Origin of the sequence: Methylobacter sp. Wu1, assembly GCF_036553575.1 — a bacterium.
Lineage (GTDB): Bacteria > Pseudomonadota > Gammaproteobacteria > Methylococcales > Methylomonadaceae > Methylobacter.
In genome coordinates, this window is sequence record NZ_JAZHOC010000012.1 from 1 (window position 1) to 26,386 (window position 26,386).

Annotated in this window: 26 protein-coding genes and 1 tRNA gene; 13 read left to right on the top strand and 14 right to left on the bottom strand. The window is 52.3% G+C overall.

What is annotated here, in order from left to right:
• Positions 1–113: 113 nt before the first annotated feature.
• Complete coding sequence (gene mobA, locus V2P20_RS00690; protein WP_331814959.1) at positions 114–707, bottom strand: molybdenum cofactor guanylyltransferase MobA; 594 nt, start codon at positions 705–707, stop codon at positions 114–116.
• A 40-nt stretch (positions 708–747) separates the two neighbouring features.
• Between mobA and V2P20_RS00695 the strand changes: the two genes are divergently transcribed.
• Genes V2P20_RS00695 through V2P20_RS00705 form a run of 3 tightly spaced genes read left to right on the top strand, consistent with a single transcriptional unit; the run spans position 748 to position 2,179 of the window.
• A complete protein-coding gene (locus tag V2P20_RS00695) occupies positions 748–1,203 on the top strand; it encodes a DUF302 domain-containing protein (protein ID WP_331814961.1) in 456 nt (151 codons plus the stop codon).
• A 12-nt stretch (positions 1,204–1,215) separates the two neighbouring features.
• Positions 1,216–1,773 (top strand): Uma2 family endonuclease, encoded by a 558-nt coding sequence (locus tag V2P20_RS00700; protein WP_331814963.1) that lies wholly within the window; start codon positions 1,216–1,218, stop codon positions 1,771–1,773.
• A 10-nt stretch (positions 1,774–1,783) separates the two neighbouring features.
• The gene (locus V2P20_RS00705) at positions 1,784–2,179 is read left to right on the top strand and encodes a hypothetical protein (RefSeq protein ID WP_331814965.1); all 396 of its coding nucleotides are present in this window, start codon (positions 1,784–1,786) and stop codon (positions 2,177–2,179) included.
• 107 nt (positions 2,180–2,286) lie between these two features.
• On the opposite strand, the gene V2P20_RS00710 is transcribed toward V2P20_RS00705, so the two are convergent.
• The 9 genes from V2P20_RS00710 to V2P20_RS00750 all read right to left on the bottom strand — a co-directional run bounded on the left by V2P20_RS00710 (position 2,287) and on the right by V2P20_RS00750 (position 10,344).
• Positions 2,287–3,120, bottom strand: a complete 834-nt coding sequence (locus V2P20_RS00710) for a quinoprotein dehydrogenase-associated SoxYZ-like carrier (RefSeq protein ID WP_331814967.1) — start codon at positions 3,118–3,120, stop codon at positions 2,287–2,289.
• A gap of 60 nt (positions 3,121–3,180) precedes the next feature.
• Positions 3,181–4,095, bottom strand: coding sequence for a quinoprotein relay system zinc metallohydrolase 2 (locus V2P20_RS00715; RefSeq protein WP_331814969.1), 915 nt, complete (start codon positions 4,093–4,095; stop codon positions 3,181–3,183).
• A gap of 30 nt (positions 4,096–4,125) precedes the next feature.
• A complete protein-coding gene (locus V2P20_RS00720; protein WP_331814971.1) occupies positions 4,126–5,010 on the bottom strand; it encodes a LysR family transcriptional regulator in 885 nt (294 codons plus the stop codon).
• A 241-nt stretch (positions 5,011–5,251) separates the two neighbouring features.
• Positions 5,252–5,509: a hypothetical protein gene (locus V2P20_RS00725; RefSeq protein ID WP_331814973.1), complete on the bottom strand. Its 258-nt coding sequence runs from the start codon at positions 5,507–5,509 to the stop codon at positions 5,252–5,254.
• A 156-nt stretch (positions 5,510–5,665) separates the two neighbouring features.
• On the bottom strand, positions 5,666–5,971 hold the full coding sequence (locus tag V2P20_RS00730) for a hypothetical protein (RefSeq protein ID WP_331814975.1): 306 nt from the start codon (positions 5,969–5,971) through the stop codon (positions 5,666–5,668).
• Positions 5,972–6,137: 166 nt separating this feature from the next.
• Entirely contained in the window at positions 6,138–6,659 is a 522-nt protein-coding gene (def, locus tag V2P20_RS00735) for a peptide deformylase (RefSeq protein WP_331814977.1), read from the bottom strand.
• 10 nt (positions 6,660–6,669) lie between these two features.
• Positions 6,670–8,760 (bottom strand): polyphosphate kinase 1, encoded by a 2,091-nt coding sequence (ppk1, locus tag V2P20_RS00740; RefSeq protein WP_331814980.1) that lies wholly within the window; start codon positions 8,758–8,760, stop codon positions 6,670–6,672.
• Between the two features lie 22 nt (positions 8,761–8,782).
• Positions 8,783–9,442 carry a class I SAM-dependent methyltransferase gene (locus V2P20_RS00745; RefSeq protein WP_331814982.1) on the bottom strand — a complete coding sequence of 220 codons (660 nt, stop codon included), beginning with the start codon at positions 9,440–9,442 and terminating at the stop codon, positions 8,783–8,785.
• A complete protein-coding gene (locus V2P20_RS00750) occupies positions 9,439–10,344 on the bottom strand; it encodes a pyridoxal-phosphate dependent enzyme (RefSeq protein WP_331814984.1) in 906 nt (301 codons plus the stop codon). The genes V2P20_RS00745 and V2P20_RS00750 overlap by 4 nt, the downstream gene beginning before the upstream one ends.
• 2 nt (positions 10,345–10,346) lie before the next feature.
• On the opposite strand from V2P20_RS00750, the gene V2P20_RS00755 reads away from it, so the two are divergent.
• On the top strand, positions 10,347–11,000 hold the full coding sequence (locus V2P20_RS00755; RefSeq protein WP_331814987.1) for an SOS response-associated peptidase: 654 nt from the start codon (positions 10,347–10,349) through the stop codon (positions 10,998–11,000).
• 72 nt (positions 11,001–11,072) lie between these two features.
• On the opposite strand, the gene V2P20_RS00760 is transcribed toward V2P20_RS00755, so the two are convergent.
• Positions 11,073–11,148 (bottom strand) — tRNA-Val (locus V2P20_RS00760).
• Positions 11,149–11,800: 652 nt separating this feature from the next.
• Between V2P20_RS00760 and V2P20_RS00765 the strand changes: the two genes are divergently transcribed.
• From V2P20_RS00765 to V2P20_RS00775, 3 genes are read left to right on the top strand one after another with little or no spacing between them, the layout of a single operon-like run.
• Complete coding sequence (locus V2P20_RS00765) at positions 11,801–13,381, top strand: efflux transporter outer membrane subunit (RefSeq protein ID WP_331815035.1); 1,581 nt, start codon at positions 11,801–11,803, stop codon at positions 13,379–13,381.
• Positions 13,382–13,398: 17 nt separating this feature from the next.
• Positions 13,399–14,586, top strand: a complete 1,188-nt coding sequence (locus V2P20_RS00770) for an efflux RND transporter periplasmic adaptor subunit (RefSeq protein WP_331814989.1) — start codon at positions 13,399–13,401, stop codon at positions 14,584–14,586.
• Positions 14,583–17,699, top strand: a complete 3,117-nt coding sequence (locus V2P20_RS00775; RefSeq protein WP_331814991.1) for a multidrug efflux RND transporter permease subunit — start codon at positions 14,583–14,585, stop codon at positions 17,697–17,699. The genes V2P20_RS00770 and V2P20_RS00775 overlap by 4 nt, the downstream gene beginning before the upstream one ends.
• On the opposite strand, the gene V2P20_RS00780 is transcribed toward V2P20_RS00775, so the two are convergent.
• Both V2P20_RS00780 and folP read right to left on the bottom strand, forming a co-directional pair.
• Positions 17,683–18,465, bottom strand: a complete 783-nt coding sequence (locus tag V2P20_RS00780) for a methyltransferase domain-containing protein (RefSeq protein ID WP_331814993.1) — start codon at positions 18,463–18,465, stop codon at positions 17,683–17,685. The genes V2P20_RS00775 and V2P20_RS00780 overlap by 17 nt on opposite strands.
• Positions 18,466–18,594: 129 nt before the next feature.
• On the bottom strand, positions 18,595–19,425 hold the full coding sequence (gene folP, locus V2P20_RS00785) for a dihydropteroate synthase (protein WP_331814996.1): 831 nt from the start codon (positions 19,423–19,425) through the stop codon (positions 18,595–18,597).
• A gap of 86 nt (positions 19,426–19,511) precedes the next feature.
• Between folP and V2P20_RS00790 the strand changes: the two genes are divergently transcribed.
• Genes V2P20_RS00790 through V2P20_RS00810 form a run of 5 tightly spaced genes read left to right on the top strand, consistent with a single transcriptional unit; the run spans position 19,512 to position 23,976 of the window.
• Positions 19,512–20,048, top strand: a complete 537-nt coding sequence (locus tag V2P20_RS00790; RefSeq protein ID WP_331814998.1) for a flavoprotein — start codon at positions 19,512–19,514, stop codon at positions 20,046–20,048.
• Entirely contained in the window at positions 20,045–21,433 is a 1,389-nt protein-coding gene (locus V2P20_RS00795) for a DUF6513 domain-containing protein (protein WP_331815000.1), read from the top strand. The genes V2P20_RS00790 and V2P20_RS00795 overlap by 4 nt, the downstream gene beginning before the upstream one ends.
• The gene (locus tag V2P20_RS00800) at positions 21,433–22,005 is read left to right on the top strand and encodes a DUF447 domain-containing protein (protein WP_331815003.1); all 573 of its coding nucleotides are present in this window, start codon (positions 21,433–21,435) and stop codon (positions 22,003–22,005) included. Before V2P20_RS00795 ends, V2P20_RS00800 begins: the two co-directional genes overlap by 1 nt.
• A complete protein-coding gene (locus tag V2P20_RS00805) occupies positions 22,002–22,682 on the top strand; it encodes a (5-formylfuran-3-yl)methyl phosphate synthase (RefSeq protein ID WP_331815005.1) in 681 nt (226 codons plus the stop codon). The genes V2P20_RS00800 and V2P20_RS00805 overlap by 4 nt, the downstream gene beginning before the upstream one ends.
• The gene (locus V2P20_RS00810; protein ID WP_331815007.1) at positions 22,672–23,976 is read left to right on the top strand and encodes a dicarboxylate/amino acid:cation symporter; all 1,305 of its coding nucleotides are present in this window, start codon (positions 22,672–22,674) and stop codon (positions 23,974–23,976) included. Before V2P20_RS00805 ends, V2P20_RS00810 begins: the two co-directional genes overlap by 11 nt.
• A gap of 1 nt (position 23,977) precedes the next feature.
• Here the strand turns inward: V2P20_RS00810 and V2P20_RS00815 are convergent, their stop codons facing one another.
• Positions 23,978–25,291, bottom strand: coding sequence for a YihY/virulence factor BrkB family protein (locus tag V2P20_RS00815; RefSeq protein WP_331815009.1), 1,314 nt, complete (start codon positions 25,289–25,291; stop codon positions 23,978–23,980).
• 652 nt (positions 25,292–25,943) lie between these two features.
• Between V2P20_RS00815 and V2P20_RS00820 the strand changes: the two genes are divergently transcribed.
• Positions 25,944–26,378 (top strand): gamma-glutamylcyclotransferase family protein, encoded by a 435-nt coding sequence (locus V2P20_RS00820; RefSeq protein ID WP_331815011.1) that lies wholly within the window; start codon positions 25,944–25,946, stop codon positions 26,376–26,378.
• Positions 26,379–26,386: the final 8 nt, after the last annotated feature.

Sequence of the window (26,386 nt, forward strand, 5' to 3'; positions counted from 1 at the left end):
TTTGGTAAACCGTATGGCTGCCGTATCTATAGTCCATTGCCACCTCCTTGGCCAGATTATCGCAGCTAAAGCTGACCGGCTAAAGCCGGTGGTTTAAACCTTATGATGGAAAATTAATCGCCGTCGGTCTCCAGCGCTGACAGCTCGGCCATTGTATTGACATTAGTAAATATGCCGGGCGTATCGCTGAAATCCGCCTTCACCCTATTCAGCTGCTCCAGCCACAGGCCGATCTTGCGTTCGCCGCTGGCCAGGTAAGCTTCCAGGCTGGTTTTTAGCGCGGTCCTGATTGCCATGAAAACCGGATGCAGGCGCTCGCCGTCAAAGGCGACGGCAACATCGGCATCCTGTTCGGCTCGCGCAGCCAGCAGTTTCCGCAAATGTTCGGCCTTCACCAAAGGCGAATCGCAAGGCATGACGAGCAGCACGTCCGCATCGGCATGAATCATGGCTGTCAATACGCCAGCCAAAGGCCCGTCGAAAGTATCGGTCTGATCAGCCACGACCGGCAAGCCAAATTGCCGGTAGCGCTCGCGGTTGCGATTGGCGTTGATGATGAGCTGATCGACAACGGGCGCCATGGCGGCGATGGCATAACTAATCATCGGTCTGCCTTTGAAATTGATCAGGCCCTTGTCCTGATTGTTCATGCGTCTGGCCAGGCCGCCGGCGAGAATCACGCCTGTGACTTTTGTTTGACTGTTCATGATGCTAAGCTTGTTTATCCTTGAATCAGGTGACCTACAGATGTTTCAACGATCCATTATTTTCAGTTGCCTGCTGATCATGGCAGGATGCGCATCGCAGCCGGCCGGCGAATTCATACCGTATTACCAGGTGGAGACAACCAAACCCTATGATGATGTCCTGGCTGAACTGGAAAGCGCCATCGCCGAAAACAATTTCAGGATAACCGGGCACAGCCGCATCGGTAAAGTCATTCGCGACCGAGGCACCAAGGATTTTCCCGACTATGACACGATACAGTTCTGCAATTTGACGCATGCGAAAACCCTACTGTTGATGTCGCCGCATTCAGTCAGACACATGCCCTGCAATGTGGTCATGTATAATTACCAGGGCAAAACCATCGTATCAACGCATTTATTGCCTACTGACACCGAAAACCCGGAATTGAACGAATTCTCCGTTAAAATGAACGCGCTGCTAAAACAAATTGTCGATTTTGCCGTTGAACAATAAGCTTAACACACTATGACAAATACAGCCTTTAAGCAAGCCAGCTACCAGGACATCCTTGATTTGCCGGACAATACCGTCGGTGAAATTATCAATGGCCACCTGGAAACCCATCCAAGGCCCACGCCCAAGCATGCTTTGGCTTCTTCATCGCTGGGTGATGAATTAGTCTCGCCGTTTCAAAAAGGCAAAGGCGGGCCTGGCGGCTGGTGGATCATAGATGAACCGGAATGCCATCTGGGGCCGCATGTTCTTGTGCCGGATCTTGCCGGCTGGCGCCGGCAAGGCATGCCGGCGCTGCCGGAAACCGCATGGTTTGAAACAGTCCCTGACTGGATTTGCGAAATACTGTCGCCGTCAACCGCACGCGTCGACCGGATTGTTAAAATGCCGACTTACGCGGAACTGGGCATCGGCTACCTCTGGCTGATCGACCCGGTTCTGCAAACGTTGGAGGCCTATGAACTGCGTGACCGGCATTGGCCGCTGGCCGGTTCTTATGCCGACGACGATCCAATAGCCATCGCTCCTTTTGCAGAGCATGCTTTTTCACTTTCTGACTTATGGGAATAAGAAACTATCAATGAAAAACATCAACTCAATTTTAAGCGCCGCCTTATTGACCGTTCTTGCAGGCTGCACCACCACCCCGGAAAAACCTGCAGAACAGGCAGCGGCCGAACCCGCGCCTTTCGTCAGCGATTATCCTACCCGTGATCGCGTCGAATATGTCCTGAACTGCGTCGCCAAACACGGCGGGTTGACTTACATCACCCAATACGCCTGCGGCTGTAAAATCGATAAAATTGCCGAAAAGCTGAAATTCGAGGAATACGAGGCCGCGCAAACTGTTTCCTATTTGCGCAAGATGCCCGGCGAGAGCGGCGGTGTTTTCCGCGATCCCAAGAGAGCCAAAGATCTGCGTGAGCGCCTTAAAGAAGCCGAGGACTATGCAGAGAAGAGCTGTTTTGTAAAATAATCCGGGCAAATTACCTGATCAACGCTGGAAACCACGAAGGGCACGAAGTTTTTTACAGTTCCTTCGTGACCTTCGCGGTTAATCAGCGATCTATCGACAGCTCAAGATCAGGGATTAAGCGTATAAGTTTCGCTATAGCTGTTGCCGGCCGTACAGGCATCGCGGCTGGTCGGGCTCTCGCATGAGGTATCGGAAAACTCGGCCTTCAACACGCCGGCTTTGTCCGGAACAAAGTAAAACCTGAAATTAGGGTCGGCGCTGATCGCGATATCGGTTTTGGCGGTCAGGATCGGCTTGTCGTTAAATGAAACGCGCACTTCCTTGACAAAGTGGGATTTTTTCACGAACCGCGTAACCTGATCCATTTGCATGCCGGTAATGTTCGGATGACTGATCAGCAATTGAGCCAGGTTCGGCTCGCCGATTTTAACGCCTTCATCGAGCCTGAATTTCATTTTGCCCAGGCGCTGCATGGCGGCATCGAGATCGGCGCCTATCGGGGCGGAGCAGCCTCCGCTGGCTTTGACGAACTTCTTGGTCATGACCAGCTTGCCGTCATTCATTTCAGCGATAGCGCGGATATTGCTGTAAGTATTGACCCGAACCCGCATCGCCAGATCGGCCTTGCCGCTTTCCGGCGTAAATTCAAACTCGCCGACATACGGGAACGGGTTTTTATCGACCAGCACCAGGACTTTTTTAATGTAGTTGTCCTTGGTTTGAGGTATCTTGCTGACAATCTTGATAGGCACCAGCGCCGGATCTTCAGCCCGGTAAGGCGCCTCGATTTCGATGATGTCATTGGATTCCTCGATCGATTTGCCGGCAAAATACTGATTCTTTATCTTGCTGGTCCATTCGGTCTCGTCGCCTTCCGCCAAAGCCAGCGCCGGCATCAGCAGCAGAGCAAGAAGCCAGGATCTTGTTTTCTGTTTTTTCATGCTATAAAACTCCAATCGCTAAATAAAACACCGGCAAGATTCTTGCCGATATCGTAAAAATCAATTTTCCCATTCCAGCTCGGCAAAAGCGGTCGTGACGTTTTTGCGGTGGAATTGATCGAACAACTGCCATTGCCCTTTTGCTGAATAGCCGACTGTTTCCACGGCCTCTTCCAGATACTTGCCCTGCTTGATCATGGCCCTGATTTCCGCCAGCAGCATTTCCAGATAGTCTTTTTCAGGCTGGATGCTTTTCGGCCAATCCTTGACGATCGGCCCATGCCCCGGAATCACCGTCTTGTAAGGATGGCTTTCCAGTGTTTCAAGCTCGGCCAGCCACCCTTTCAGGCTGCCGTCTATCACGGGCAGATGCTCTATAAACAGCAAATCCGATATCCATAAGGTGTCGGTCTGTTCGTCATAGACAGTCAGATCATTATCGGTATGAGCCGCAGCATGGGCCGTCAGCTTTAATGTGCGCCCGCCCAGATCGATATCCAGGTGATCTTTGACGGCTATATCGGGCGGAATAATATCATCGGCGGTCAGCTTGACATCGAGCTGATCGGCCGCCTTATCGATATAGTAAGCGCCGCGTGTCGCCATGGCCCGGGCCAGTTTTTCATGACCGACGAACTTGACCCCGGCTTCTTTAAAGGCCTTGTTGCCATAGATATGGTCCGGGTGGACATGCGTGTTGATAACGTAGCAGACCGGCTTGGAAGTCGCGTGTTTGATCGCCAGTTTCAAGGACTCGCCCTGCTGCGGATTGCCGCCTGTATCAATAACGGCCACACAGCGTTCGCCGACAATAAACCCGATGTTGGCGATAGCGCCATGATTTTTAGTATCGGGCAATTCATGCACGCCCCTATGCGTATAAATGCCGGGAGCGACTTCCGTTACCGACAGGACCGGTGCAGCTGTGGCATAGGCACTACCTGCCGACAGAATTAAAGCAAACAAAAATCTCATATTATCCTCTGGTAAAAACCTGAAACTTACTCATTTAAGGCATAACTCCAGGAATGCCTTGGTCACCCTGGACTGAATGATCTGCTTGGGCGCGACAATATTCAAATGCCAGAACAGGCCGTCCGGCGGATTGATGCGCCGCGCCACCAGGCCTTTCGCCTCATGGCGCAGCGCCTGCGAGGAGGCAAAACCGATGCCCAGCCCGGCCCTGACCGACTCTTTGATGCCGGAAACGCCGGTCACTTCGATACTGACGGGCGCTGCGATGCTGGCTGCGGCCAAAGCCCGCTCGACTACGTGTCTGGCTCCCGATCCGGGTTCGCGCCAGATCACCGGATGCCGAGTAAAAACCTCCAAAGGCACGCTTTCCGGATACTCCTGCGCTACGCTGTGATCTTCCGGCAAAACCAGCACGATTTCATCATCCTGCCACGGCACAACCTCATAGTTTCCTGGCAATTCATCCTCGTCCACCGGCCCTTCAATAAAACCCAGATCAAGATCGCCCAGATTGCGGATGATTTCTGCCGTATCCCAGGTCTTCATAAATACCTGTACCCCTGGATACAGCTTCTGCAGTTGCACAACGTGCTGAGGCAGATAAAAACTGGCGATCGTAGTCGTGGAGCCCAAACGCAGAAAACCGGTATTGATCTGCTGCAAGCAACGCACATAATCAATGGCCTGATTAAAATCGGCATCCATTTTCTGAGCATATTCCAGCAAGCCTTTACCGGCCGGCGTCAATTCGATCTGATGGCCTTTGCGCTCGTAAAGCGCCTCACCGACCTCGCTCTGCAGCAACTTTAGCTGTCCCGAGACGGCCGGCTGCCCCAGATGCAGATGCTGCGCGGCCAGCGTGATGCTCTTGAAGCGGGCAACAACGGCGAAAGTAAGTAAATGGTTGGGATTCAATGTAATTTCCTGAAATTTTACTCAAGTATTTTATAGTTTTTATTGAGCCGTAGCTTTAATAAAAGCCGCAAATATTAGCTCTTTATAATATCATCGTTTGTGATGTTTATTTTAAAAAAAGATGATTTGATATAGATATCACAGCTGCAATTCAAGTTCTGTTCCGCTAAAGTCTAGCCAGGCAGCACCATAGAAACGCAGAAGAAGGAAAAGGAGAAAAGTGGTTAATAATTGCGCCAAATTAATGCCCATTACGAAAAACGGACCCGGCCTTGATGCAATTTAAGGCCTCATCAAGACTCTTGAAAACTCCCCAACACCTGAACTGCTCACCCGCCTTGGGATTGAAGTAATGAACCGAAAATCCATGTTCACTGCGAATGATAAAAGGTGATTTGGGAGTCAACACATTAGGCAAAAAGAGCGGATTAATCAGGTATCCATCAACAAAATCTTCAGCCCAATATTCAGTATCATCGTCAAGTTTAAACTTAGTCATGATTACCCCCAGGCCTTAACCCTAGTCATAATCATGATGACCATTTGGTCCCAGAATTGTTAATCTGTAGCTGACTGACTTAAGTTTTTATTTTCCCGCACCGTCCCGGAAGTTACCGTGGGTTAAAGCAGTTTAAAACCGTGCTAAGCCTTGGACCTAATTGTGCTTGAAAGGCATATTTTTAGCGTAGCCCAGGGCATCTTCAAGATTATCAAATATACCCAAACAGATAATGCATCCCCTAATTAAACAATGCACTGAAAATTTATGACCGATATGACGCATGATGAAAGGCGATTTTGGTATCGGTCTTTCCTCCAACAAGAGCGGATAAATTAGATACCCATCGATAAAATCTTCTGCCAAATACTCAGTACCATCATCAAGCGTAAATTTAGAATAGCCATCGACAAAATCCTTCGTCAAACACTCAGTACCATCGTCAAATTTAAATGCCCTCATGATGTTCTCCCAGTGTTAATACTTAGGTTTTAATACTTATTTATCATAGACTACTTAATCTTTGGATTGTTAATCTGAAACTGGCAAAAAATTTTCTAACTTAAGTTTTGGCATTAATACTTGAGTGGATAGCCGGCCAATACTGGCAAAGGGATACGTTTTTTACTTAAGGGCCTTCCATCAGTTTGAAATATTCTTTCTCGGAAAAAATATCCCGATTATCCTCAACGCTATCCAGATACACCCTGCCCTCCAGATGATCATACTCATGCTGAAAAATCCGGGCAACAAAGCCATCCAGATTTAATTCCACGAAATTCCCTTGCTGATCAGTGTAACGGATCAGGATCTCCCGATACCTCGGCACCAAGGCGCGGATGCCCGGAATGCTTAAACAGCCTTCCCAATCCTTTTCTTTATGATCCGATAAGGGTTCAAATGCTGGATTGATCATGACTGTCGGTTCCATCTGCGGCGCATGGGGATAGCGAGGCGTGGGCCGCGACGCCACGATGATGATCCGTTTTGATTCGCTGATCTGGGGCGCGGCAATGCCGACGCCCTGCGTACCCGCCAGTGTGCTCTGCATATCGGCGATTATCCGCTGGATATCATCGTCATGCACATCAACGACCGCTTCAGCCTTTCTTCTTAATACCTCGGCGCCCAATTGGACAATCTCGCGCATGGTGAACCTCTTAAGACAGCAGTTCGTTCAGGAGCATGGTCTGAGCCTGTATTGGTTCATCATCAGCTGCTTGCGTAAGCCGCCGATAGCTGCCGTCGGGCTGCAGTATCCATGCCTGAGTGTTATCCTGCAGATACAAATCCAGATCATGCAAGATCCGGTCATGCAGTTTTTTGTTTTCGATGGGAAAACAGATTTCGACGCGCCGGAACATATTGCGATTCATTAAATCGGCGCTGGAAGTATAAACTTCCCGGCTGCCGTCATTCTCAAACGCGTACACACGGCCATGCTCCAAAAAGCGTCCGATAATGGATCGAACTTCTATGTTTTCAGAAACGTCGGGAATTCCGGGTCTCAAACAGCAGACGCCCCGAACGATCAGCTTAACGACAACCCCGGCCTGCGAAGCCCGGTAAAGGGCCTGAATACATTGCTCTTCAACGATGGCGTTGACTTTGATGATGATTTTTGCCGGCTTGCCGTTTTTGGCGTGGCGTATTTCGCGTTCGATTTTGTCGATCAGCCCGCTATGCAAGGTAAACGGCGACTGCAACAATTTATTCAACCTGGTCACTTTGCCTAAGCTGGTCAGTTGGGCAAACACGCGGCGGACATCTTCGCCCAATTCCTTATCGCTGGAAAACAGGCCGTAATCGGTATAAAGCTGGGCTGTCTTGGGATGATAGTTGCCGGTGCCCAGATGCACATAATTGCACAATTGACTGCCTTCCCTTCTCAGCACCAGGCACATCTTGGCATGGGTTTTATAGCCGACCACGCCGTACACCACATGCACGGCCGCTTCCTGCAGTTTGGACGCCAGATTGATATTGGCTTTTTCGTCGAAGCGCGCCCTCAATTCGATGACGACAGTCACTTCCTTGCCGGCTCTGGCCGCTTTGACCAAAGCGCTGACGATGGGCGAGTCGGCACCGGTGCGATACAGCGTCTGCTTGATCGCCAATACGTCCGGATCGGCGGCCGCCTGGCGAAGAAACTCGACAACCGGCGAGAACGATTCGAACGGATGATGCAGCAGGATGTCATTGCGCTTGATCTCCGCAAAAATGTCCTTGTTGCGCGCCAGTTGCGGCGGCACGCTGGGCTTGAACGGCACGAACTTGAGATCGGGCCTCTCCACCAGGTCGATAATCTCCTGCACCCTGTTCAGATTGACCGGGCCGTGCACCAGATACAGGCGGTCGCGCGTCAAACCGAAGCGGCCGAGTAAAAAATTCACGGTTTCTTCCGGGCAATTGGCATCGATTTCCAGACGCACTTCGTCGCCATAGTTACGCATAGCCAGCTCGCCCTCAACAGCCAGCAATAAATCATCTATCGCATCGTCGTCAACGAAGAAATCGCTGTTGCGCGTCACGCGGAACTGGTAGCAGCCCTTGACCGTCATGCCATTGAACAAGTCGCCCACGAAGGCATGAATAATCGATGACAAAAACACGAAATCAGCCGGCCCGCTGCCGGTCTCCTCGGCTGGCAATTGCACTAGGCGCGACAATGCGCGGGGCGCCTGTAAAATCGCCCTGCCGCTATTGCGGCCGAAAGCATCCTTGCCGGTCAGGGAGATAATGAAATTTAAGCTCTTGTTGAGTATGCGCGGAAAAGGATGCGCCGAATCGAGGCCGACAGGCGTCAGAATCGGCAGCAGTTCGTCATTGAAGTAATTCTCCAGCCATTTACGCTGCGCTTCAGTCCATTTGCTGCGGCGGATGAAGTGGATATTCTGCTCGCTGAGCAGCGGGATAAGAATATCATTCAGGACTTCATATTGCTCGTCAACCAGCTGATGGGCATTGACCGAAATCTGTTCCAGCTGCTCATGCGGGGTCAAGCCGTCCGGCCCTATCGCCTTGGGGTCCATTGTCGCCATCTGCAACACGCTGGCTACCCTGACCTCGAAAAACTCATCCAGGTTGGAACTGGAGATGCATAGATAATTGAGCCGCTCCAGCAGAGGCACCTTTTCATCCTTTGCCTGCGCCAGAACCCGCTTGTTAAACTCCAGTAAACTTAATTCACGATTGATATACAGCTCAGGTTTTTGAAGATCTATTATTTCGTCTGTTTCAATTATGTCCATTTTTTAACTACGCCTTAAGCTGTCAGGTGGCAATACCTGTGATAAAAACATGTCGATCGCTGATTTGTTCAATGCTTAGATCCAAACCAGCCTGCGCTATTTGTCCGGCGATTTCTTCCATGCGAAACGCCGCCAGTAATGATTGATAAAAATCCCGTTTGAGAATGTCCGGCTCATCGGCCGCATAGGCTTTCACCATCGCCTGTGCCTCGTCAATGCTATCCGGGCGCAATAAATCCATGACCACCAGCCGCGTTCCCGGCACGGCATATTTTTTAATGACATCCCAGAGCGCCATAGGGTCCGGCAAGTGATGCAGCAGGCTATTGCTGAAGATAATGCCATAGCTGGCTTGCGGCAAGCTTACATAAGGCAATAAACCCTGAATAAACTTGATGCGCGATTTCAGTTCATCAGTTATCGATAACTTACCATAATTTATCATGGCCACCGAACCATCGACAGCATATACTTCGGACAATGGATAGGCTTGGGCAAAACGACGGCTGATATCGCCGGGGCCGCAGCCTAAATCCAAAGCTGTGCCGCTGAAGCCGGGTTCGTTGATAAAAGCCTGCAGGCGCTCGATGAACTGGCTGTGCGGTGTTTCAAAGTCGGCTTCGGCATAGGCCTTGACCTGCGCTTCATCTTCCATCAATTCCGGTTCCAATACTCTCTTCATTGGCAAAATCCTCTTTTTCCCTGTAAGCCGCCGGTGTGGACAGCAATAATTCGCTGGCCGGGCTTGAAGTAGCCTTTGGCAATCAAATCGTAAAGCCCGTAAAGCATTTTGCCGGTATAGACCGGCTCCAGCGAAATAGGTGCCTTAAGCTCGAAAGCGGCGATAAAGTTCATCAATTCGGCATCGACTTGCGCGAAACCGCCAAAATGGTAATCCAGATTGATTTGCCAGTTAGTATAGGGCCGGCTCAGCAGCGATTCGACATCTCCCGTTAAAAAATTCGCGTTCTTCAATGCCGCAAAACCGATAACCGCTACATTCTCCGGAACGGCTTCAACAATGCCGGCCAGCGTCGTGCCGGTGCCGCAAGGCACGCAGAGCACGTCATAAGGTATGCTGATTTCCTGAACCAGTTCCGCCACGCCTTTCAACGCCAAGGCCTGCGCGCCCCCTTCCGGCAGCCAGTATTGCTGCGGCTCGATGCCGAGCAGATCCTGCCAGCCTTTATAGTGGCGAAGCGCTCTGTAATCGGAACGAGACACGAATTTCAGCTCCATGCCCCAATTCTGCAAGTCGGCCAGCGTCGGGTTTAATGCATCCGGCTGTTCGCCGCGGACAAGCCCTATCGTTTTCAATCCCAATTCATGCCCTGCGTAAGCCAGTGCATGCAAATGGTTGGAATAAGCCCCGCCCATGCTGATGATCGTATGCGCGCCTGACGACAAAACCTGATCCAGAATATATTTGAGCTTTCGCCATTTGTTGCCGGAGATGACCGGATGCAGCAAATCATCACGTTTGATCCACAACTCGATTTCATGGCGCTCAAGCAATGGATCATGAATTCTTGATAGAATGGACTTGTCGAAGGTTTGTTCCAGTTGAATCAGTTGCGGGTGCATTTATGTGTGGACGTTTTGTATTGATAGCCTCAGAGCAGCAGATTATTGAGCATTTCAACCTGCGGCGTCTGGCCAATTATCAGCCTGACTATAATATTCCCCCAGGACAAAAAATTCTCAATATTGTTCAATTGGAAGACGGCAGCAACAAGGCCGCCTATCTGCATTGGGGATTGATTCCATCCTGGTCCAAAGACCGCGCCGTCGGCAATCGAATGATCAATGCACGGGCGGAAACATTGGCCGAAAAGCCAGCGTTTAGATCGGCTTACAGGAAACGCCGCTGCTTGATTCCAGCGACCGGTTTTTATGAATGGCAGCGTACCGAATCAGGCAAGAGGCCTTACCACATCCATTATCCGGATAATCGCTTGTTCGCTTTTGCAGGCATCTGGGAACATTGGGAAAATGAGTCCGAAACGATCTATTCCTGCGCAATCATCACCACAGGCGCCGGTACAAAAATCGCACCCGTCCACGACCGCATGCCCGTCATCGTCAGGGCCGAACACTATGCCGACTGGCTGGATAAAAAAACCGAAGCGGCCGATGTCTTGTCTTTTGATCAATCAGACGTTTATCGCGACATGCTGCTGACGCCGGTCAGCAATCGGGTGAACAACCCAGTGCATAATGATGCGGATTGTTTGTCTTGAAGGAATTGTTTGGGGGAAATGTTTGTCGTCTGGAAGATTGCTCTTCCAAACGATAAGAAACTTTTTTAAGTCTGGTGGGTGCTGAGGGGTTCGAACCCCCGACCCTCGCCTTGTAAGGGCGATGCTCTCCCAGCTGAGCTAAGCACCCGACTGATCCGGATATTATACACAATAAATAATATTGATCAAGGCTCAAGCTCATTTTTATGAATAAACCAAGGCAATCATCGAAAGATAAGAGACAGAATGCGACACTTTCAGCTTCCATCCGACACCGAGCCTTTAAAAGAAGCGGCGCTCAGCGCCTTATCGCTCGGCATGATCTTCGCCCCTTCAGCCTGAAGCGGCAACCTGTCTTGCCGCATGATCTATTTTGATCAGATTAATGGTATTGCTATGTTTTTTCCGTATTGACTATCTATCTCAACTATTGCTACTGTCTACCTTCAATTTCAAAAAACACGCGAGCCATTATCAAGCCAAGATCGCTTATCGATTTGATCGAAAAGTTCAGCTCAAATCCTGGCTTACACCACAATTGAGTTTTGGCTGATGCTGCTACGCATGACTGAAAGGTTGTGCTAATGAAGTCATACCATAAATATCGATGGCGCGCTTGCCGCTGATTTTAAGCGTTACCGCAATACACTGGTTTCATTATCGAAACAGGAAGCCGCAAACAGAGAAGAGGACCTATGCGTAGCCTATCAATAAAAATACGATTGCATCCTGCTCGTCTATCTGTTGTATGGCATGAACACTCTGGAATATCCGGTTCGCTGACAAAAGAACCTTTAATGATGCAGCAGTACGTCAAATGCCCTTGCCTGCCCTCAATTGGGTTATTGCCTCTTCTATTGCTGTCCGGTTGTATGGTTGGGCCCGATTATGTTCATCCATCCGTCGAAACAGCTACAAAATGGCTGGATGCCGAGGATCAGCGGCTTAAGATAACGCCTACTGATGCCCAGGAATGGTGGAAATCATTCAAAGATCCGATCCTTGATCAGTTAATTGACCATGCTTACCACGAAAATTTAAATATCCGCGTGGCCGGAGCGCGAGTACTTGAGGCCCGCGCCCAATTAGGCGTCACTATAGGCGATCTTTATCCGCAAAGCCAGCAGATAATCGGCTCGCTGAGTAAAGTACATCTCAGCCAGCGCGCCTCGCAAGCCGCTTTCTCGCAGATATTCGATTACGCCCAGTCGCAACTAGGCTTGACTGCCAGTTGGGAAATCGACTTTTGGGGCAAGTTCCGCCGGGCCATCGAATCGGCAGACGCCGGTCTCCAGGCTGCTATCGCTGATTATGACAATGCGCTGGTCAGCCTTACCGCCGATGTGGCCCGCGCGTATATCACCATTCGGACACTGGAAAAGCGTTTAAGCATTGCCCAACAGAATGTCGAAACGCAAAAGGCGAGCCTGAACATCGCGGAAATCCGCTATCGCGGCGGCACCACTTCCGAACGGGATGTCGAACAGGCCAGAACGGTGCTGGCCAATACGCAAGCGACCATTCCCACGCTCAAGATCAATCTGCGCCAACAGCAAAACGCATTGAGCGTCCTGTTGGGCATGCCTCCGAGCGAGATAAATGATTTGCTGACCGGAACTGCCCAGATCCCCGCGCCTCCTGCACAAGTGGCCGTAGGCATCCCTGCCGACCTCCTGCGGCGCCGGCCCGATGTCCGCCGCGCCGAGTTGCAAGCGGTCGCCCAATCCGCCAACATCGGCGTAGCCAAGGCAGACCTCTATCCCGCCTTCTCGCTCACCGGCACATTCAGTTTGCTATCCACCGATGTCGGCACGTTCAGCCTGGGCGATATGTTTCTCTGGAAAAGCAGGACCGCCAACTTTGGCCCCACCTTGCAATGGAACATCTTCAATTATGGGCAGATCACCAACCAGGTCCGGATACAGGATGCCCGACTGGAAGAGCTGCTGGCCAGTTATCAGAATGCTGTCTTGACCGCTCAACGAGAGGTGGAAGACAGTCTTGTGACATTTCTGCGTTCTCAGGAGCGCGCCCTATCTTTAGGGGACGGCGCCGCCGCTGCCCAACATTCGCTGGACCTGGCAGTGCTGCAGTATCGGCAGGGCATCACCGATTTCACCACGGTCCTGACTGCCCAGCAGGCATTGCTCAGCGTGCAGGATAATCTTGCCAGTACTTTAGGGGATATTTCCAATGGCTTGGTAGGCGTGTACCGCGCTTTGGGAGGGGGATGGCAGATCCGGGAAGGCCACGATGTCGTGCCCGATTCGGTCAAAATGCGCATGGCAAAACGCACGGATTGGGGATCGTTATTGATGCCTACCGCTCAGCCATCGCCGAATGCCCGGCCGCGAGCCGATGCAAGGCGGCCTCTATGGTAAGTAAAGAGCAAAGAGCCATGTTGAAACGTAATAGTGCAGGATGGCTGTCAGTGATGATGGTTTTTATCTCGGGATGTGAAGAAAAGAATGTCTATGTACCGCCTCCTCCTCCACAGGTCACAGTGAGCCACCCCATTCATCAACAGGTCAGCGATTATCTGGAACTTACCGGCAACACCCAGGCTTTTAATACGGTGCAACTGGTTGCGCGCGTGGAAGGTTATCTGGAAAAGATTCTCTTTCACGACGGCGATCGCGTCAAAAAAGGCCAGCCGCTGTTCCTGATTCAGCAGAACACTTATCAAGCCAAGCTAAAACAGGCAGAGGCTCAGGTGCTACAGCAAAAAGCCAGTCTCGATCATGCGCAGACCGAATTGGAGCGGTTTACAGATCTGGTGCGGCAACATGCGGCGGCTCAGACCGATGTGACCAATTGGCGGTTCCAGCGTGACAACGCCCGGGCCGCACTGGCGGCCGCGGAAGCCAGCCGGGATCTGGCAAAGCTGGATCTGAGCTACACGCAAGTTTCCGCGCCTTTTGACGGGCGCATCGACCGTCGTCTCAAAGATCCGGGCAATCTCGTGGGAGCCGGTGAATTTACGCCACTGGCTCAAATTAACCAGGTAGACCCTATATACGCCTACTTCACGATCAGCGAGACGGACCTGCTGAGGGTCATAAAAAAGACCCGCATCGGGCCATACGAAGCGGAAAAAATGAAGATTCCAGCCTTTCTCGCGCTCTCCGGCGAGAAAGGCTATCCTCACACTGGTTATCTGGATTTCACGGCCATTTCCGTGACGCCGACAACGGGCACCTTGTTATTGCGCGCCATTTATCCCAATGCCGATCACACGATTTTGCCCGGGCTGTTCACACGCGTGCGGCTGCTCATCGTCAACTCCGAAAAAATGGCGCTGCTCGTGCCGGAAACGGCCATCGGCTATGATCAGCTCGGCTCATACCTGCTGGTCGTGAACGATAATAACGTCGTTGAACGCCGGTCAGTCAAGCTGGGCATTGCAGCAGGCGAGCTTCGGGTAATCGAAGAGGGACTCAGTGATCAGGATAGAGTGGTTGTAAACGGGCTCCTTCATGCCATTCCGGGAAACAAGGTGAATCCCATACAAAAATCTTTAGCCGGCGGCGAGAATAATACAAGCGAGCCCCCTGCTCCGGCCAAGCCGGAGGCCTCCAAGCCATGATCTCCGAATTTTTCATTGAAAGGCCGATTTTTGCCAACGTTATCGCAATCGTTACCATCATTTTGGGCCTGATTTGCTTTATGAATCTGCCCGTAGCCCAATATCCATCCATTGTGCCGCCGACCGTTCAGGTCACTACACGCTATCCGGGCGCCAGCGCTGAAGTGGTCGCGAGCACGGTGGGCATACCTATCGAACAGGCTGTCAATGGCGTGGAAAACTCGCTCTATATGTCCTCTACGAGCACCAGCGACGGGAGCTATACCTTAACGATCACCTTCAACGTCGGAACCGATCTGAACACCTCCATGACGCTGGTGCAGAACCTGGTTAACAGCGCCCTGCCCCAGCTTCCCGCATCGGTGCAGCCTCAAGGCGTGACAGTAAAGAAAGTGTCCACGGATATTTTGCTGGTGGTATCGCTTTATGCGGATGACGAGCGGTTTGATGAAACGTTTCTTTCCAACTATGCCGTCATCAACCTGCAGAATCCGCTGGCCCGCTTGCCCGGCGTGGGCCAGATCGCCGTGCGGGGCGCGGGGCCTTACAGTATGCGAGTCTGGCTGAATCCTGAAAAGCTCAACTATTTCAGCTTGACCGCGCTTGACGTGATTAACGCCATCCAGCGCCAGAACTTGCAAGTCGCTGCCGGGCAACTGGGCGGTCCCCCTGCTCCTACGAATCTGGGCTTTCAATTCACCGTTAATGCGCTGGGCCGTTTGGAGGATACGGCGCAGTTCGAGAATATCGTCATCAAGAGCGCTCGCGCTGAGTCGGCGCATATAGTACGTGTCCGTGATGTCGCACATGTCGAGCTCAGCCGGCAAAGCTACAGCAATTTTTCCAAGTCCAGCGGCCACAAAGCGGCATTAATACCGGTGTTTACCTTGCCCGGCGCCAACGCGCTGGATGTCGCGGACAAAATCCGGCAAGCCATGGCGGTCATGAGCAAGGATTTTCCGCCGGGCCTGAAATACGATATTCATTACGACACCACGAAATTTGTCCGCAGCGCGATCGATGATGTCTATAGGACCCTGTTCGAAGCCGGCATCCTGGTGCTTATCGTGGTGGTGGTGTTTCTGCAGAACTGGCGTGCCACGCTGGTGCCTGCGACGACCGTTCCGGTCACTCTCATTGGCGCCTTCGCTGCCATGTTCATGCTCGGCTTCGGCATCAATCTGATGACTTTGTTTGCCTTGATTCTGGCAGTGGGCATCGTGGTCGACGACGCCATTGTGATTGTCGAGAATGCCTCGTATCACATCGAACAGGGAATGGCCCCTAAAGAAGCAACAGTCAAGGCGATGCAGGAAATCACCGGGGCAGTCATGGGCATCACTCTGGTGCTGACGGCCGTGTTTTTGCCGGCGGCTTTTCTTCCGGGGATTACCGGACAGCTGTTTCGCCAGTTTGCCCTGGTCATTGCCTCCACGTCCGTCATCAGCGCAATCAACGCCCTGACGCTCAAGCCTGCCCAGTGCGCGCTCTGGCTGCGCCCGGTCCGGGAAAAGAAAGCTAATTGGTTCTCACGGGGCTTTAACAAAGCTTACGGCTGGCTCGAACACGCCTATGTGCAATTAGTCGCCTGGATGGTGAAGCGCGCTTTTCTCATGTTCCTGCTGTTCATATTGGTCATTGCTGTCAGCGCCTGGCGGTTCGCCGTTCATCCGACAGGTTTTCTGCCTACCGAAGACCAGGGCTACGCGATGGTGATCACCAAGCTTCCCGAGGCCTCTTCGCAGCCCCGGGTGGCCGCCGTCAGCAAGGCACTGGATGGCATTCTCGGCAAAACGCGCGGCTTGGAAGCCTGGGTCACCATCGGCGGCTTGTCCATAATCGACGGCGCGAATGTCCCTAATATGCTGACGACGTTCATCGTTTATGAGGATTGGGACAAACGCGGCAGCGAGTTAAGCCAGGACAAGATCACCAACGACTTGCGCCATGAACTTGCTTCAATAGAGGAAGCGATGTCCATTGTGCTGATCCCGCCCCCTATCCGCGGACTGGGCCAGGGAGGCGGGTTCCAGATGATCGTGGAAGACCGCGAGGGTCTTGGCCTTGGCGAGTTGCAGAAAGCGGTCAATGAAGTCATCAGCGCGGGTAATTCGCAATCGGGCCTGCAGCATTTGACCTCCACCTTCAGCGCCACGAGTCCGCAGCTTTTCCTGGATATTGACAGAACCAAAGTGGAATCGCTGAATATTCCGCTGAATAATGTGTTCTCTACGCTGCAAGCCTACCTGGGCTCCTCCTTCGTCAATTTGTTTAACAAATTCAACCAGGTCTTTCAGGTCTATGTTCAGGCTGACGCGCCGTTCCGTTTGCGGCCGGAAGACATCAAGAACCTGTATGTCCGGAATGAGCAGGGCGAAATGGTGCCGCTGGGCACGCTGCTGGACATCAAACGGACCCTGGGTTCCGAACTGGTGATGCGCTACAACCTCTACCCTTCCGCGCAAATATACGGTGCGGCGGCTCCGGGATTCAGCTCCGGCCAAGCCTTGAACCTGATGGAACAGTTAACCAAAAATATTCTGCCCAAAGGGATGAATATCGATTGGACGGCAACCTCTTTCCAGGAAAAGCAGGTGGGCAATCAAGCCTACTTTATTTACGCCCTTTCGATCACGCTGGTATTCATGGTTTTGGCTGCTCTATACGAGAGCTGGACAAGCCCTCTGGCCGTTGTCCTGGTCGTGCCTATGGCCCTGGTAGGGGTGCTCCTGGCGCTGTTAATGCGGGGATTCGACAATAATATTTATACGCAGGTAGGGCTGGTCCTGATGATCGGCCTGGCCTGCAAAAATGCCATCCTGATCGTCGAATTCGCCCGGCAACTGCAGGCCGAAGGGATGTCCGTAACGGAAGCCGCGGTGGAAGCCACCCGTCGGCGGTTCCGGCCCATCGTCATGACTTCGTTCGCTTTTATTCTTGGCGTCGTGCCCTTGCTTGGCGCCTCGGGGGCGGGCGCGGCCAGCCAGCAGGCCATCGGTACGGTGGTTTTTGGCGGCATGCTGTCGTCAACGCTTCTGGCCATACCGTTCGTGCCTGTGCTTTATGTCATTACGCAGCAGTTGGCGGCGTGGAAAATTAAATTATCGTCTTAAATTCAGCCCTTCGCGCGACCAGATGAATATAACGCCCCATCTCGCGATAGGTGGGCATCCGGCAATGACGGTATTCCAACTCGAATATTTCATCCAGATCACTTTGCTCGCGAATAGCCCTGGTCATGTAATCATGAAACACCCGAATGCCGGTATGGGCCGTTACGGTAAAGCCCCATTGCTGAAGCTGTTCGATAACCTCATGAGGATACTGCGGATTGGGCGGCGTCAAATTCTTGCCTTTGGCCAGATAAGAGCCGTCGAGCAGGCGCTTCAGGCGCCATTCCCCCTTCAGGGCATTGGTATAAATCATGGCATTGCGGTTATAAAACAACAGCGACAATGAACCGCCCGGTTTGACTCGGTCTGCTATTGTCTGCAGAGACGGCATGGGATCGGCCAGCCATTCCAGCACGGCATGAAGCAACACCAGATCAAACTGGGGCAACTGCCGCGCCAGTTCCTGCGCGGCAGCGTGATGAAACTGCGCCGACAAGCCGGCCTCGGCAAATTGCTGCTGCGCCCGCGCCAGCATTTTTTCCGACAAATCGCACAATGTCAGCTGATGCCCCCGCTCTGCGAGCCACAGGCCAATCTGGGCAAATCCGCAGCCGGCGTCCCATACCGTCAACGGCTCATTCCGGTAAAAACTGTCAAGATCCTCCTTGACCAGCTTAAGCCGCCAGTCGCCTTTGCGCGTGCCATAGATTCTTTGCTCAAATTTTTCTATCAGGAAGTCAAAATTTCGGTCTTGTTGTAATTTCATTAATTGGATAAATCAAAGGGGACTGTCAGAATCAAGGGTACACAATGCGTACCCCTGTAGGTTTTTTCATGATTTTTCAGCAGCTTTTAAAGCCATATCAGTCTTTGACAGGCTTTGGGGTAATTCTATTCAATCCGTGCCTCTACTTTGTTTGATCGCCCACGCCACATCCGCCGCCTGACGGTTTTCTCTGACATCATGCACACGGAACATCTGCACGCCCGCCATAACACCTAAAGCCGTGGTCACGGCGGTGGCGGTCACCAATTCAGCCGGTTCCGATACGTCGCAGATAGCGCCCATGAAGCGCTTGCGGCTGGTGCCCAGCAGCACCGGATAGCCTGTGGCTACGAACGCATCCAGATGCGCCAGCAGGTCGATATTGTCTTGCCTGCGTTTGCCGAATCCGATGCCCGGATCGATGGCGATTCTCTCTTTTTTAATGCCGACCTTTAATGCCGCATCAACTTGCCGATGCAGTGCCGCCAGCACTTCCTGCACAACATCATCGTAATAGGGATTATTCTGCATGGTTTTCGGCGCGCCCTGGCTGTGCATCAGGATGATTGGCGCATCGGTTTCGGCGGACAGCGCCAGTATGGCTTCGTCATCGCGGCCGGCCGAGATATCGTTGATGATATCGGCGCCGGCCTCGAGCGCCGCTCTGGCGACTGCGCTCAACGTCGTATCGATGCTGATCGGAATATCGGCCGACACCTGCTGCCTGATCGCTTCAACCACCGGTACCACGCGCCGTATCTGTTCATCGGCGGCAACCGGTTCCGCGCCCGGACGGGTCGATTCGCCGCCTATGTCGATGATGTCGACACCCTCGTCCAGCATGCGCCGGGCCTGCCGGACAGCAGCCTCGACATCCGAATACTGGCCGCCATCGGAGAAACTGTCCGGCGTGACATTCAAAATCCCCATAATCAGCGGTTTATCGATCTGGCCGAACATGCTTGAGCTCCTGTGCGTATTGCAGCGTATTTATTCAGGTATAATAGAGAAACCATTAATTATACGAAATCTTCCGACCCCGAGTAATGATTAAACCACGTTTAGCCTGGGCTATCACCGGCTCCGGCCATTACATAGAAGAATGCCTGAGCTTCCTGCTGACCCTGGATGATGTCGACTTGTATATCAGCCAGGCCGGCGAGGAAGTGCTGAAAATGTACAGCATCGATCTGAGCGATATCCGCGCGAGAATGCCGGTCTACCGTGATAAAGCCGCCTCGGCGCCGCCGGTCGGGCATTTTTACAAGGGCCATTACCATACCTTCGTGATGGCGCCGGCCACGTCCAACACGGTTGCCAAGTGTGTGTTGGGTATCGCCGATTCGCTCGCGACCAATTTATATGCGCAGGCCGGGAAATGCAGGGTGCCCAGCATTGTCTATCCTTGTGACACCGCGCCGGAAATGGAAACGACGGCGCCGGGCGGAAAAGTCATGGTTTATCCGCGCCGGATCGATCTGGAAGCGACCGAAAAACTGCGCACATTCGAATACACGACGGTCGTCGACAGCGTCGACGAATTGATCATCAAAGTGAATGAACGGCTTAAGGCCCTAAAATGAGCGAACATATACTCTTTTTGACCGGCAGGCTGGCGGAAAAACAGCTGCATGCGATCCTTAAAAAAATGCAGCCGGAATTTACTTATACGGTGCATGAACTGGGACTTAAAGTTGCCGCCCTGATGACCGCCGACATGATCGCCCGGCGCCTGACCGATACCTTCGGCGCTGATCGCATCCTCGTGCCGGGACGCTGCCGCGGCGACCTGGAAGCCTTATCGAAGGATTTGGGCATTCCGGTGGAACGCGGACCGGAAGAATTGAAGGATTTGCCGCAGTTTTTCGGAAAAGAAGCTCACAAGATCGATCTAAGCCGCTACAGCGTCAAAATTTTCGCCGAAATTACCGACGCGCCCAATATTACTGTTGAAGAAGTCGTCAAGCGTGCCTATTACTATAAACAAAACGGCGCCGACGTCATCGACATAGGCTGTCTGCCGAGCACCGATTTTCCGCACATGGAGGCTGTCATCGGCACGCTGAAACAGGAAGGCTTCACGGTCAGCATCGACTCGCTCGAGGAAGACGACCTGCTCAGGGGCGGCAAGGCCGGCGCCGATTATTTGCTCAGCCTGCACGAAAGCAGTCTCTGGATTGCCGATGAAGTGGCGTCAACGCCGATTCTGATTCCAAAGAAACACGAAGATCTGGCTTCGCTGGACCGGGCCATTGAAGGCATGCAGGCCAAAAACCGCGCCTTTATCGTCGACCCGATCCTGGACCCTATCCACTTCGGCTTTACGGCCTCGATCGTGCGCTATCATGAAGTCAGGAAGAAATATCCCGATATCGAGATGATGCTCGGCGTCGGCAACATAACCGAACTGACGCATGCCGACACCTTAGGCATGAACACCCTGCTGCTGGGCATTTGCTCGGAGCTCAATATCAACAGCATTCTGGCTACCGAAGTCAGCAAGCATGCCTGCCGCGCCGTCAAGGAAGCCGATCTGGCGCGCCGCATCATGTTTGCAGCCAAGGAGCACAACATGTTGCCCAAGCATATCGATCCGGGCTTAATGGCCCTGCACGAGATATCGCCGTTCCCGTATCAACTGGAAGAAATCAAGGAAATCGCTGCGCAAATCCGCGACCCCAGCTTCCGCATCCAGATCAGCGCCGAAGGCCTGCATGTTTTCAACCGCGACGGCTTTCACAGCGCGACCGATCCGTTCGATCTGTATCCCAAACTGCAGGTTGAAAACGACGGCGGCCATGCCTTTTATTTAGGCGTAGAGCTGGCGCGCGCCGAAATCGCCTGGCAGCTCGGCAAGCGTTTCAGTCAGGACCAGCCATTGACCTGGGGCTGCGCCGCCAAGACGACAGAACCTACCGTTGACCTGCACACCTTCAAACCGGCAGGCACTACCCTACAAAAAAAATAATGATCCAAGAAACCATAGTCACCACCGTAAACACCTCCGGGGCAGCGCACATCGCTCCCATGGGCATCCATATTGCTGGCCCGTCGGCCGATGAATTGATCATCCTGCCGTTCCGGCCTTCAACCACGCTCGACAATCTGCTGTCCAGCCGAACAGCCGTGATCAACTACTGCGATGATGTGCGCATTTTTGCCGGCTGCCTGACCGGCCGGCGCGACTGGCCGTTGAAGCCGGCCGAAAAAATCAACGGTCAGGTATTGGTGGCGACCCTGGCGCATGCCGAGGTGGAACTGGCGCGCGTGGAAGAAGACCCGGTCCGGCCTAAACTGTTCTGCAAAGTTATTCATAGCGTTAATCATGCGCCATTTCAGGGCTTCAACCGCGCCCAGTTCTCGGTATTGGAGGCCGCGATCCTGATCAGCCGCCTGCATAGGCTCCCGCTTGAAAAAATTGAATCCGAAATCGACTACTTGCGCATTGGATTTGAAAAAACCGCCGGCAACCGGGAGCTTGAAGCCTGGAATTGGCTGATGGCCGTTATCGACGCACATAAAAAGGAGATGAATGCATGACCGGAATGCTTGCCAGCGTCAACAGCCTGGATGAAGCCGCCCTGGTGCTGGACTTACAGGCCGACATCATTGATCTGAAGCAGCCCGAGCAAGGCGCACTGGGCGCTTTGGAAACGAGGCTCGTCAGGCAAATCGTGGCCCACATAGACGGGCGCTGTCCTGTCAGCGCGACAGTCGGCGATTTGCCCATGCAGCCGGAGATCATTTTTGAGGCCGTCAAAGCGATGGCCGAAACGGGCGTCGATTACATAAAGATCGGCTTTTTCCCCGGCGGCGATTGGCTAGGAACCGTAGATAAATTATCGGCACTGGCCGGACAGCATGCCTTGATTGCAGTATTGTTCGCCGACACGCAGCCTGACCTATCCATTATTGCCTGTCTTAAAGACGCCGGCTTCAAAGGCGCCATGCTCGATACTATGGACAAGCAAAAAGGCTCTTTGATGGAGGTCATGGACGAAACCGCTATCGGGCGATTCGTCGAACAAGCCAAGACCAGCCAATTGCTGTGCGGACTGGCAGGTTCCCTCAGACTGGCGGATATCCCCGGCTTAATGCCTTACAAAGCCGATTATTTGGGTTTTAGAGGTGCATTATGCCAGCAGCATAACCGCATCGCGCAACTGGATATAGAAGCAATTACAAAAATCAGACAGGCTATTGCTGATGCCATCTAAAACCACCATCACGACCAAAATTCTGATCGGGATGGTCATCGGCCTGTTATCAGGCAGCCTGATCAACGCTTTCGGCAAGGATATCGCTTTTATCCAGACTTATCTGGTCAACGGCTTGTTTTATGTCGTTGGTGCAGCATTCGTCAATGCCCTCAAAATGCTGGTCGTGCCGCTGGTCACTTTTTCATTGATTTGCGGCGTCTGCGGCATCGGCGACGTCAGCGTGCTGGGCCGCGTGGGTCTTAAAGCACTGGCTCTTTTCATTCTGACCACCGCGATTGCGATTACGCTGGCGCTCAGCGTCGCGGCCTTGATCGGCCCCGGCCAAGATTTCGCCAATGCGCAGCCCTTGTCAGACTTTACGCCGCCGCCAGCACCGCCTGTCACGGAAGTGTTGATCAATATCGTACCTGGCAACCCTGTTCAGGCTTTTGCCGAAGGCGATATGCTGCAGATCATTTTCTTCGTCATCGTATTCGGCATCGCCATGCTGATGGCCGGCGATACGGGCCGGCAACTGGCTCAATCGGCCGAGAGAATGAACGAAGTCATGATGAAGGTTGTAACGCTGGTGATGGACTTTGCCCCGGTCGGCGTGTTTTTTCTGATGGCAAAGACCTTTTCCGAGCAAGGCATCGGTCTGGTTATGCCGATGCTCGGCTATTTTTCAGCGGTCGTTTTTTGCCTGCTGCTGCATTTTTTCGGCACTTACAGTTTGTTGATTGCTTTAATGGCGAAACTGAATCCAGCGGTGTTTATCCAGAAAATGCGCTCCGCGCATATTTTCGCGTTCAGTACGGCCAGTTCCAATGCCACGATCCCGGTTAACCTTCAGATCGTGGAAAAGCGCCTCGGCGCCAATAATGCCATTGCTTCATTTACGATTCCGTTGGGCGCAACCGTCAACATGGATGGCACGGCAATCATGCAGGGCGTCGCGACCGTGTTTATTGCCAATGTCTATGCCATTGATCTGAGCCTGAGCCAATATGTGACGGTAATCGGCATGGCGACACTGGCATCGATCGGCACGGCCGGCGTGCCCGGCGTCGGCCTCGTTATGCTGGCCATGGTGCTGAATCAGGTCGGGCTGCCTGTAGAGGGTATCGGCCTGATCATGGGCGTGGACAGGGTTCTGGATATGATGCGCACAGTGGTCAATATTACCGGCGATGCGGTAGTCACCTGCATTATTGCGCGCGGTGAAAATGCGCTCGACGAAAGGGTTTTCAACGACCCCAGCGCCGGCATCATCACGGAGATCGAGCTGCCTCATAAAAAGACGCATCTATAAATTAGATGTCTTTCAATAAGCGGTTTTGCTCGGCATTTTCGATACACTGCCTGAATTCATTGACGACATTCATAAACTGCTCATCCTCCCCGATATCCGGCAGATGATTCTGCCCCCGCCGCTCCAGCGCATTGATGACATAAGCTACCGTCACTTGATTGACATCGACGGCAGGCAGATAAACCTCATCGGCATCATCCTCGGCTTTAACCTGGACAACAATCTGGCAGGCCATCAGTTCCGCTAAAGCGCCGTGGATAATATAGGCTGGAAGAGCCAGCCGGGATGCTATTTCAAGTGCGCTTAAGGGATCTTGCTGTGCCACGAAATTCTTGATGATCAAATGCGCCGCTTTCAGCGCGATAACCTTTTTCAGAAAAAGACTCAAGTCCTCGGCTTTGTTCTTGCCTTGGTAATCCTCATAGTTCTGCAAATAAAAACTGATCTCGCAGCCGAACAGGACGATCATCCAGCCGATCTGCAGCCAGACGATGAACAAGGGCAAGGCGGCGAAACTGCCGTAAATGGCGTTATAACTGGACACGCCGATTTGCAGGGCCAGATAGCCCCATTGCGCCAATTGATAGACAATGCCGGTAATCACGCCGGCGATGATGCCGGCCTTGTAATCCACTTTGAGGTTAGGCATAAAAATGAAGGTAAAAGCGAAGAGCCCGGACAAAATAACGACCGGCAATAACCCCAATAGCCTGAGCACCGCCCATGTACCCATCTCCGGCAGGTTGATGGCGTCTACCAGCCAGGTTATCTGTGTTTTCAGAAATACGGTAATACCGCTGGAAATGACCAGTAAGATGGGAGCCAGCAACATGATTGACAGATAGTCGGTTAACTTACGCCCTAACGCCCTGTCTTTGTCCATTTTCCAGATACGGTTAAAGGATCTCTCGATATGGCCGATCAATTTGATCACAGTCCAAAACAAAACAATGATACCGATACCGGCCACCACTTCGCCTTGCGTACTGGCCAGCAGATTTTCCGCAAAATCGATTAACTTCAGTGCCAGCGTATCATGGCTGGGCATCTGCTCGAGCAGTTGTTCTTTCACTGTTTTTTCATAGCCGAAGCCCTTCGCGATGCCAAACAACAGGGCGAAAACCGGCACTATCGCCAATAGCGAATAAAGCGTCAAGGCGGACGCTCTCAAAGGCCCCAGGTCGCGATTGAATCCTTCATAAGACAAAAGAATGATTTTTGTGAATTTCAGCACTTTCGCCTTGAATGGCGAGAGCCGCTGTTCGCGCCGAGCCCAGATGTCTTCTTTGAAATAATCGATGATATTGAGATTCATGAGCTGGCCTATGGCTGTCGAATTTCGTTGAATCGATATCGATGTTTTAGCGCTATGACTGCTCGAAATGCCGCTAATTCAAAATAAGCCGTACAGCGGCGCGCTACAGCCATAATCAATCCGTATTCTTATTGCTATAGATTGTGTCAACCAGATTCTTAAACCATCGGGGCCTAAACAGCACGATAAACAAACCTATAGTCGCGGTAATCGGAATTGGTCCAATATCCAGTATCATCAATAGCAGCAATGTGAAAACGCATTTGATCCTCGTAGCCAAATGACGACCGCTCATGAAAGCACCCGATTGAAATAGAAGTCGATGAATTAAAAGGATTGTAAGTCAATCCGCCCGCCAACAGAAGCTACAATGTATAATGCCATTTAGCGTAAAATATGAAGTTGAGCGGCATCGCTTGGCAATAATGCATCGCTAAGCCTCCGCATGTATTGAATTCATGATGAATAATGATCCGTTTGACTGGCGCTTGCCAGCTGATGCGCGACTAAATGACATTAGATAAAAAACCGGGCAGATGACTGAGGAAGACCGATTATTTCAACAAACGGGCCGCGCCGACGATTTCGCTTTTGATGAGCGTGTTGCCACGGTATTCGATAACATGGTTTCCAGAAGCGTGCCTTTTTAATCATGCCTGATGAGTTTTTATTTGTTTACGGCACTTTAAGGCAGGAATTTGCATTGCCCGTGCATGATTTGATGAGACAACATTGCCGATTCCACGGCCAGGGCAGCATATACGGCCATCTTTACCAAGTCGACGGTTACCCCGGCGTTATTGCGCCGCCCCATTGCCGCAGCCGGGTGCATGGAGAACTCTACCGCATCATCAGCAAGGATGAGCTTTTTCGGCTGCTGGACGACTATGAGCAGTGTTCGGCAAAGTATCCGAGGCCGCATGAATATGTCAGAAAGCAGGTGGATATAGCAACAAACAGCGGCGATGTCAGCAAGGCATGGATCTATATTTACAATCGCGCAGCCGCCGGGCTGGCCCGCATCCATTCAGGTGATTACGTCAGCCATACGCGTGTTTCCGGCAAAGTCCGATACAATGCCGTTTAAAATACATC

Coding starts and splice junctions, on each gene's coding strand:
- mobA (WP_331814959.1), bottom strand. CDS start 707: ATGAACAGTCAAACAAAAGTCACAGGCGTGATTCTCGCCGGCGGCCTG.
- V2P20_RS00695 (WP_331814961.1), top strand. CDS start 748: ATGTTTCAACGATCCATTATTTTCAGTTGCCTGCTGATCATGGCAGGA.
- V2P20_RS00700 (WP_331814963.1), top strand. CDS start 1,216: ATGACAAATACAGCCTTTAAGCAAGCCAGCTACCAGGACATCCTTGAT.
- V2P20_RS00705 (WP_331814965.1), top strand. CDS start 1,784: ATGAAAAACATCAACTCAATTTTAAGCGCCGCCTTATTGACCGTTCTT.
- V2P20_RS00710 (WP_331814967.1), bottom strand. CDS start 3,120: ATGAAAAAACAGAAAACAAGATCCTGGCTTCTTGCTCTGCTGCTGATG.
- V2P20_RS00715 (WP_331814969.1), bottom strand. CDS start 4,095: ATGAGATTTTTGTTTGCTTTAATTCTGTCGGCAGGTAGTGCCTATGCC.
- V2P20_RS00725 (WP_331814973.1), bottom strand. CDS start 5,509: ATGACTAAGTTTAAACTTGACGATGATACTGAATATTGGGCTGAAGAT.
- V2P20_RS00730 (WP_331814975.1), bottom strand. CDS start 5,971: ATGAGGGCATTTAAATTTGACGATGGTACTGAGTGTTTGACGAAGGAT.
- def (WP_331814977.1), bottom strand. CDS start 6,659: ATGCGCGAGATTGTCCAATTGGGCGCCGAGGTATTAAGAAGAAAGGCT.
- ppk1 (WP_331814980.1), bottom strand. CDS start 8,760: ATGGACATAATTGAAACAGACGAAATAATAGATCTTCAAAAACCTGAG.
- V2P20_RS00745 (WP_331814982.1), bottom strand. CDS start 9,442: ATGAAGAGAGTATTGGAACCGGAATTGATGGAAGATGAAGCGCAGGTC.
- V2P20_RS00750 (WP_331814984.1), bottom strand. CDS start 10,344: ATGCACCCGCAACTGATTCAACTGGAACAAACCTTCGACAAGTCCATT.
- V2P20_RS00755 (WP_331814987.1), top strand. CDS start 10,347: ATGTGTGGACGTTTTGTATTGATAGCCTCAGAGCAGCAGATTATTGAG.
- V2P20_RS00765 (WP_331815035.1), top strand. CDS start 11,801: ATGCAGCAGTACGTCAAATGCCCTTGCCTGCCCTCAATTGGGTTATTG.
- V2P20_RS00770 (WP_331814989.1), top strand. CDS start 13,399: ATGTTGAAACGTAATAGTGCAGGATGGCTGTCAGTGATGATGGTTTTT.
- V2P20_RS00775 (WP_331814991.1), top strand. CDS start 14,583: ATGATCTCCGAATTTTTCATTGAAAGGCCGATTTTTGCCAACGTTATC.
- V2P20_RS00780 (WP_331814993.1), bottom strand. CDS start 18,465: ATGAAATTACAACAAGACCGAAATTTTGACTTCCTGATAGAAAAATTT.
- folP (WP_331814996.1), bottom strand. CDS start 19,425: ATGTTCGGCCAGATCGATAAACCGCTGATTATGGGGATTTTGAATGTC.
- V2P20_RS00790 (WP_331814998.1), top strand. CDS start 19,512: ATGATTAAACCACGTTTAGCCTGGGCTATCACCGGCTCCGGCCATTAC.
- V2P20_RS00795 (WP_331815000.1), top strand. CDS start 20,045: ATGAGCGAACATATACTCTTTTTGACCGGCAGGCTGGCGGAAAAACAG.
- V2P20_RS00800 (WP_331815003.1), top strand. CDS start 21,433: ATGATCCAAGAAACCATAGTCACCACCGTAAACACCTCCGGGGCAGCG.
- V2P20_RS00805 (WP_331815005.1), top strand. CDS start 22,002: ATGACCGGAATGCTTGCCAGCGTCAACAGCCTGGATGAAGCCGCCCTG.
- V2P20_RS00810 (WP_331815007.1), top strand. CDS start 22,672: ATGCCATCTAAAACCACCATCACGACCAAAATTCTGATCGGGATGGTC.
- V2P20_RS00815 (WP_331815009.1), bottom strand. CDS start 25,291: ATGAATCTCAATATCATCGATTATTTCAAAGAAGACATCTGGGCTCGG.
- V2P20_RS00820 (WP_331815011.1), top strand. CDS start 25,944: ATGCCTGATGAGTTTTTATTTGTTTACGGCACTTTAAGGCAGGAATTT.